At 64.3% G+C, this 7,284-nt stretch carries 5 protein-coding genes and 1 pseudogene; 1 reads left to right on the top strand and 5 read right to left on the bottom strand.

The annotated features are described in order from the left end of the window. Positions 1-55 precede the first annotated feature (55 nt). Together AC4JJG_RS20750 and AC4JJG_RS20745 are read right to left on the bottom strand one after the other, a co-directional pair. Positions 56-421: pseudogene (locus AC4JJG_RS20750) on the bottom strand (vitamin K epoxide reductase family protein); the annotation flags it as partial. Positions 422-474: 53 nt separating this feature from the next. Then, positions 475-1,119, bottom strand: a complete 645-nt coding sequence (locus AC4JJG_RS20745) for a DsbA family protein (protein WP_055476459.1) — start codon at positions 1,117-1,119, stop codon at positions 475-477. Positions 1,120-1,323: 204 nt separating this feature from the next. Here AC4JJG_RS20745 and lnt point away from each other — a divergent pair, with 204 nt between their 5' ends. Continuing rightward, the gene (gene lnt, locus AC4JJG_RS20740) at positions 1,324-2,832 is read left to right on the top strand and encodes an apolipoprotein N-acyltransferase (RefSeq protein WP_226514238.1); all 1,509 of its coding nucleotides are present in this window, start codon (positions 1,324-1,326) and stop codon (positions 2,830-2,832) included. Between the two features lie 15 nt (positions 2,833-2,847). Here the strand turns inward: lnt and AC4JJG_RS20735 are convergent, their stop codons facing one another. The 3 genes from AC4JJG_RS20735 to AC4JJG_RS20725 form a co-directional block, all read right to left on the bottom strand. Beyond that, a complete protein-coding gene (locus AC4JJG_RS20735) occupies positions 2,848-5,040 on the bottom strand; it encodes a heavy metal translocating P-type ATPase (protein WP_055476458.1) in 2,193 nt (730 codons plus the stop codon). Then, positions 5,033-5,449 carry an ArsR/SmtB family transcription factor gene (locus AC4JJG_RS20730; RefSeq protein ID WP_055476457.1) on the bottom strand — a complete coding sequence of 139 codons (417 nt, stop codon included), beginning with the start codon at positions 5,447-5,449 and terminating at the stop codon, positions 5,033-5,035. The genes AC4JJG_RS20735 and AC4JJG_RS20730 overlap by 8 nt, the downstream gene beginning before the upstream one ends. 197 nt (positions 5,450-5,646) lie before the next feature. Next, complete coding sequence (locus AC4JJG_RS20725) at positions 5,647-6,924, bottom strand: L,D-transpeptidase (RefSeq protein WP_139104530.1); 1,278 nt, start codon at positions 6,922-6,924, stop codon at positions 5,647-5,649. Positions 6,925-7,284 lie beyond the last annotated feature (360 nt).

Below are 7,284 nucleotides of genomic sequence, written 5' to 3'. Positions count from 1 at the left end.
GATCATCAACACAGCCGCCTCAGCGGCATGACACCGACACTGTCACCCGATCGTGCAGCAGTCCCATTCGATACAGACTCTGAAATATCAGCCAATGGACGAACACCACCGCACCCGTCAGGCCGATCTGCAATCCGATCATGACCCACAAGGCCGGGCGGGGTCCTAGCAGGACGGCGATAGCGATCAGAGCTGTGAAGCCTGCGATTCCGAGCAGTGAGTTGGGGAACCCGAAGACGGCTGCTTGGGGGGTGTCCATGACCGATCCGCAATTGACGATCGGGTTGATACTGCAGGTCGGCGTGTAGTTCGGATCGGTTGCCAGTTCGAACTTTTCGACGGTCAGTGCGAACGCAGCGACAAGTCCAATGCCTCCGCAGACCGCAAGAATCCACGGGAGCAGCCGCGGGAAAACCGGGATCTGCGTGTCGGGCGCAAAGCCTGACGGCTCTGAGGTCTGCCGGGGTGTGATGGTCACTGACGTATCGCGGATTCGAGCGCAGAGCTCAGATCGTCATAGCCTTCGGGCTTGATGAGTTCGTCGTTGATGAAGAACGTGGGGGTTCCGGTCACGCCTAGTGCTTTGCCGTCAGCGACATCGCGGTCGATGAGCTCGCGGGTGGCCTGTGAGTCATAGGCGGCGGCGAATCGCTCCATGTCCAGGCCCAACACCTGGGCGTAGGAGAAGAACAGATCGTCCAGCGGCACCTTTTGTTCGCCCCAGCTGCGTTGAGTGTCGAACATCTTGCGGTACATCGGTTCGAATTGGCCTTGTTCGGCCGCCGCGGCCACGGCCCGTGCCGCGCGGTCGGCGTTGAAGTGCCCGGGGAGGGGGAAGTAGCGGACCACGAAAGTGACTTGATCGCCGTAGGTTTGGCGAAGCTGCTCCACCGCCGGGTACGCCGCCCCACACCCTTCACACTCGAAGTCCAGGAACTCGACAAATGTCGCCTTGGACTCGGTCGGAGCCGATAGCCGTGGAGAATCAGGCCGTACCGTCGTATACGCCTGGTCGCCGGACTGTTCGCTCTCTCCGGCCCGGGAGACCACGAACACCACTGTGAGCGCCAGGCAGAACACGAAGACTGCCGCGAGCGACATCTTGACGTTGCGACTCATCGAGACATCCCTCCGCGTCGAACCTTGACCGCTTGAGCTGGCACGATCATCACTCCCGTCACGTTTACTACTACGTTGGCTAGTAGTTTACAGGGCGTGCGGTGTCGTCCGGGCGATTGGCGTGCATATCACGCACGACCGAACCGGTGAGGGGAGCGGTGGGCGGTGAGTCGTCACTCGGATGCTCGGCATGCCGGCGCAGGTCTGCCACCGATATGTGCATCTGCACTACGTATCGCGGCTGCGGCCGGTTCGGGCGGGCTGCTGTATGTGAGCTTCCCTCCGCGCCAACTGTGGTTCCTTGCCCCGGTGGCGATCGCGGTCCTGGTGGTGACACTGCGTGGGCGGTCGCTGTGGGCGGCGTCAGGCTACGGCTATCTCGCTGGGCTGGGCTTTTTCGTGCCGCTGCTGCCGTGGGTCGGTACGTATGTGGGTGCGGTGCCGTGGCTGGCCTTGGCGGCGGTCGAGGCGGTGGCGTTCGGTGTCTTCGGGGCGGTGGCGGCGCTGGTCGGCAGATGCCGCGGAGCGCCGGTGTGGCTAGCATGCGCCTGGGTGGCAGTCGAAGCCGTCCGCTCCCGCGTGCCTTTTGGCGGTTTTCCCTGGGGCCGAATAGCATTCGGTCAGCCGGACGGGTTCTTGCTGCCGTTAGCGGCCTTGGCTGGCGCGCCGGGGTTGTCCTTCGTTGTGGTGCTGCTCGGCGCACTCCTGGCCGCGATCGCAGTGGCGGTAATCAACGTGCACCCTCGGGCGTTGGCCGGCCCAGGCGTAGCAGTCGCCGTAGTGGGAGTGCTGACATGGACCCTGGCGCCGTCGCAGACAGCAGAACCGGAGGAGCAGTCGGTGACGGTGGCGTTGGTGCAGGGCAACGTACCGCGGTTGGGTTTGGACTTCAATGCTCAGCGACGTGCAGTGCTCGACAATCATGTCCGGCGCACTCTCGACCTGGCGGAGGAGGTCAGCTCTGGGCGGGTCGTGCGTCCCGATGTGGTGGTGTGGCCGGAGAACTCATCCGATATCGACCCGTTCGGTAACCGTGATGCTGCGGCGCAAATTGATCGTGCCGCGCGGGCGATCGAGGTGCCGATCCTGGTGGGCGCGGTGATCGCCGGGAGCCACAGCACGTCCCGCAATACGTTGGTGGTGTGGGATCCCGTCACCGGGCCTGGTCAGGAGCATGACAAACGTCAGCTGGTGCCGTTCGGGGAGTACTTGCCGCTGCGGGGACTGATGACACAGCTTTCGTCCTACGCCAGCCGGGCTGGCAACTTCATTCCTGGCACAGGCGATGGCGTTGTCGATCTTGCCGGGGTGCCCGTGGCGGTAGCGACCTGCTACGAAGTCGCGTTCGACGATCTGGTGACCGAATCGGTGCGCGCCGGTGCGCAGCTGATCGCGGTTCCGACGAACAACGCGACGTTCGGGCGCACCGAGATGACCTACCAGCAACTCGCGATGTCGCGAGTTCGGGCAGTCGAACACGATAAGGCGGTGGTCATCGCAGCAACCAGTGGCGTGAGCGCGGTCATCGAACCTGATGGGACCATTGCACAACGCACAGAATTGTTCTCCCCCGATGTTCTCATCGCGCGGGTGCCGTTGAGGACAACGACGACCCTGGCGACGCGGATCGGAGCAGCAGGAGAAGGGATCTGTGCTGCCGCCGTCCTGGCGGCACTGATTGTACGCACGTGGAGATCACGCCTACGCTCCTGACGCGGCGTGGCTCCCTCAGTGACGCTCGCGATGAAACGTTGGCGAGCTACTCGGTACGTCATCGGCGCCATCCGACGGGCTCGAACAGCAACTGCACCCTGGTTCTGTTGTGGCCGAACAGCTCTTGCTGGTCGCCGCGCCGCGTGCTCGTGGTGTCGGCAGCAGGGGTACCGCGGGCACCGACCGTGGTTGAACGGGGGTGGTGGCTGGTCCTGGAGCGCAACAGGCGTCGCCTGTGTCGTGGTAGGCCGACACCGAGATGTTGAGCGTGCCGGGGGATACCCGGGGCACGGCACCGGTGCCCGGCAGCGCTTTCGTCCGGGCGGCACGAATCGCGTTGGCGATCACCAGCACTTCTGCGAGTTCGTGGACGAAGACCACTGTGGCCAGGCCGAGGACGCCCGTGGCGGCCAGCGGAATCAGCACACCGATGATCGCTAGGGAAAATCCTATGTTCTGCATCATGATTCGGCGTGCGCGCCGAGCATGGGACAGTAGTTGCGGGAGATGGCGAAGATCTTCGCCCAGCAACGCCACATCGGCGGTTTCGATAGCGACGTCGGTACCCATCGCTCCCATCGCAATACCGACATCGGCGGTGGCCAACGCCGGGGCGTCGTTGACGCCGTCGCCGACCATGGCGATCGCCCGCCCGCGCGCTAGCGTGGCCAGCAAGTCGGCTTTGTCTTCGGGAAGGAGTTCGGAATGGACGGTGCTGATTCCGGACGCAGTGGCCAAAGCATGTGCGGTGCGGTCGTTGTCCCCGGTCAGCATGACCGAGTCGACACCCAGCGCCGTCAGTTGCCCGATCGTTTCAGCGGCCTCGGGGCGAAGCTCATCGCGGACCGCGATCGCGGCGACGACGGTGCCTTCCCGTTCGATCAGCACGACGGTGGCGCCGTCGCTCTGCAATCGAGTGACGTCTCCGGCGAGCGCGCCGGGATCGAGCCACCCGGGTTTGCCCAGGCGCAGTTGCTGTCCGCGTATCCGGCCGGTGAGGCCGTGACCGGCGATCGCGGTGACGTCATCGGCAGGTGAGCCCAGAGCAGGTGCGGCCGCGAGAATCGCGCTCGCCAACGGGTGCTCGCTGCGAGCCTCGAGCGCGGCGGCATAAGACAACGCGTCCTCGCGGGTGACCTCGGGTGTGCTCACCACGTCGATGACCTCCGGAGTGCCGCGGGTCAAGGTGCCGGTCTTGTCCAGCGCGACGACGCGGACCTGTCCCAGCTCTTCGAGTGCAGCACCGCCTTTGACGAGTGCGCCATGGCGGCTGGCGGCGCCGATCGCGGCGACCACCGTCAGCGGCACCGCGATCGCCAACGCACACGGGGACGCGGCAACGAGCACCACCAGGCCGCGTTCGAGCCACAGCAGCGGATCACCGAGTAGCGCACCGATACCGGCCACGAGTGCGGCTAGCACCATGATGGCCGGGACCAGGGGGCGGGCGATGCGGTCGGCGAGACGTTGGCCGGCGCCCTTGCGTTCCTGCGCTTGCTCGACGATGTGCACGATGCGGGCTAGGGAACTGTCGGCGGCGCGGGCGGTTACGCGGACTTCGATCGCACCGCCACCGTTGATCGCGCCGGCGTAGAGCAAGTCACCCGGACCCGCCTCCACGGGCACAGATTCGCCGGTGATCGCCGACAGATCTACGCTGGTAGTGCCAGCGGTGATAGTCCCGTCGGTCGCCGCGCGCTCACCGGGACGCACCACCATCACATCGCCGAAGATCAACTCATCCGGTGACACGGTGACCTCGAGACCCCCACGAATCACCGATGCGGTCGGTGGAACCAGCGCGAGCAGCGCCCGCAGGCCTCGCCGGGTCTTGGTGACCGCGTAATGCTCGAGTCCTTCAGCGACCGAGAACAAGATTCCCAGCAGCGCGGCCTCGGGTATTTGGCCTAGCGCCACGGCGCCGATTGCGGCGATCGTCATCAGCGTTCCGACACCGATGCGCCCGTGGCGCAGCGATCGCAGTGTCGACGGCACGAACGTGGAGGCGGCAACAACTGCCGCGAGCAGTTCCAGGACGACGCCTGCGGTGTCCGATAGCGAGCTTCCGATGATCCAGCCGAACGCGAGGAAAACTGCTGCTGCGCCGGCGAAACGCAACTCGCGTACTTGCCACAACCGGACCGGTCCCTGATCGGCCTCAGCCTCGAGGGCGGCGGAATCTGAGGGTCCGCAGCATGCGTCACTCATGTGTATGCCCCTGCACTATGGCCGCCGCCGGTTTCGTCGCGGCTGTCGTGGAGACCCCGGCGACCGCCAGAACCGCTGTCACGAGAGCATGACCGGACGGAGTCAACGCATACATCACCAACCGTCCGTGGCGACGCCCGGTCACGAGGCCGGCACTCTTGAGCAGGCGCAGATGGTGTGAGACAAGGTTCTGCGCCATGCCGACCACCCACGCGAGGTCGCAGACACACAGTTCGTCCCCCGACAGCAACGCTGTCGCTACGCGCAGACGAGTGGGATCGCCGAGCGCACGGGCCCCGGTGGCGGCACGGTCGACCGCCGTCGCATCCGGCAACGCAGACCGGATACCTTCTGCGTGAGGCAAATCGAGGCACAGCAAGTCGCATGTATCCACCGGCTCCCGGGTCATATCGACATCCTTACGTTCGTTGATATGTCGCCATGTAACCACCTTCGGGCAAATACCTCAATATCCGTTGATGTGGCGGATGGCATACCCGCGGGCACGGACCGGTCGGGGCCGGCCCGTAGGCGTCCAGGGTCAAGGCCGGACGAGCTCAGTCGACTGGACCGTGATGGAGTGTCTGGATCGAGCCAGCCCGATGCCTAGGTGTCTGCGTTGCCCTTCTTCCACTGTGCCCACGGGATGTTCCAGTCGCCGAGTCCATCGACTCCCGATAGTGTTTCGGCGTTGGTGTTCTTCACCGTGACGGGGTCGCCGCGCATCGTGTTCTTCACGAGCCATTCCGCGTCCGCGGGACTCAGATTCGGGCAGCCGTTGCTGACATTGCTGTTGCCCTGCGCCGACAGAGACCACGGGGCACCGTGCATGTAGATGCCGCTGTAAGACATCTGCACCGCCCAGTCGACGGGTGTGCGGTATCCCGCCGATGACTCGACAGGAACTCCGTAGGTGGAGGAGTCCATGACGATGTGCTCGACGCGATCACCGATCATGTAGATGCCGCGTGGAGTCGGTGTGCTGTCTTTGCCGAACGACGTCGGCATCGTTCGGATGACCTTGCCATCCCTCTTTACGACGATGGTCTTGGTGTTGTCGTCGGCTTCGATTGTCTGAGCTCGGCCAATGGTGAAGTCGTAGGACAGATTTCTGTTGCCATAGAGCCCGTCGCCGAGGTCGACTCCGTAAATGTTCACGGCGACACTGACCTTGGTCCCCGGCATCCAGAAGCGCTCGGGCCTCCATCGGACCTCGGAGTCGCTGATCCAATAGAACGCGCCTTGCATCTGTGGATCAGAGGCCACGGTGATTGCAGCCTGCGCCTTCCGGCGGTCAGGGATGGGATCCGAGAATCGAACACCAATCGTGTGCGCAATTCCGACGGTCTTCTCGCCCAGAATGGCCGCGCTGGTCAGCGACTCCGGCGAGGCTGTGGTGAAGCCTTGCGAGACGCTCGTTCGACCACCCACACCCACGGCTTCAGCTCGAACGGAGTACTGCTTCGAGTACCCCAACGGCTGGGTGCTTGTCCAGGTACTGCCATCCTCGCTCAGCGAGCCCGCCAACGCACGCCCGCTAGATGTTGGGATATCGACGTCGGTCAACGCGCCGCGACTGGCCGTCACAACGATAGGAAGCCCAGGTTCGACAACCGCGTCGGGAGCGAGCCGATCGCCTCCTTCGGTGGCCACAGCGATGGAGGGTTGTGCGATGGCCGCAAAACTGTCGACGGCCGAAATCTGGTCACTGTAGGTAGAGCTACCGCCAGCCGAGCTGCACGAGGTCAGTACCACCACGACGGCCGTCAGCGCCGCCAATACCAGTACATGCCGAGCCTTGACCTGCGCCGAACGGTGGCGTCGAAGGGTTCCCAGACGTTGCCGCAGCTGACTATGGCCAGTCGATCGGCGGTCGCGACGCATCGTCCTCGGAGTGCCAAAGCGGCCCATCAGTTACAAAGCCCTTCATCCGGAGCACACACCGACGACCACAGAATGTAGGCGCCGCCACAGGTCTTACTAACAATGATAGTAGTTTACGGCTCACCAGGCCTCACCGCTCCGATCGAGCAAGCAAGACCCAACGTGGTTGCCATCCGGGTTCTATAAATACTACGGTGCGTAGTAATCCGGGTAGGTGAGGGAGAGCAGGTGAGACCCATAGTGGCGGTGCGGGGGAGTATGTCCCGGCGACCCACCGCGCTCGTGGTGGCGGGTGTCGATCGGCACTCGGCCGGCGACTTCGACGTCGCTCCTGCAGTCATGGACTGTCGGAGTGCGACG

The organism is Gordonia sp. B8661-1 (genome assembly GCF_059427765.1).
Note: the sequence above shows the minus strand (reverse complement) of the source record. Positions and strands in the feature narration are given on the sequence as shown.

Excerpts from the sequence above, each read along its gene's own strand:
- AC4JJG_RS20730 (WP_055476457.1), bottom strand. The coding sequence starts at position 5,449 with ATGACCCGGGAGCCGGTGGATACATGCGACTTGCTGTGCCTCGATTTG.
- AC4JJG_RS20745 (WP_055476459.1), bottom strand. The coding sequence starts at position 1,119 with ATGAGTCGCAACGTCAAGATGTCGCTCGCGGCAGTCTTCGTGTTCTGC.
- AC4JJG_RS20725 (WP_139104530.1), bottom strand. The coding sequence starts at position 6,924 with ATGCGTCGCGACCGCCGATCGACTGGCCATAGTCAGCTGCGGCAACGT.
- AC4JJG_RS20735 (WP_055476458.1), bottom strand. The coding sequence starts at position 5,040 with ATGAGTGACGCATGCTGCGGACCCTCAGATTCCGCCGCCCTCGAGGCT.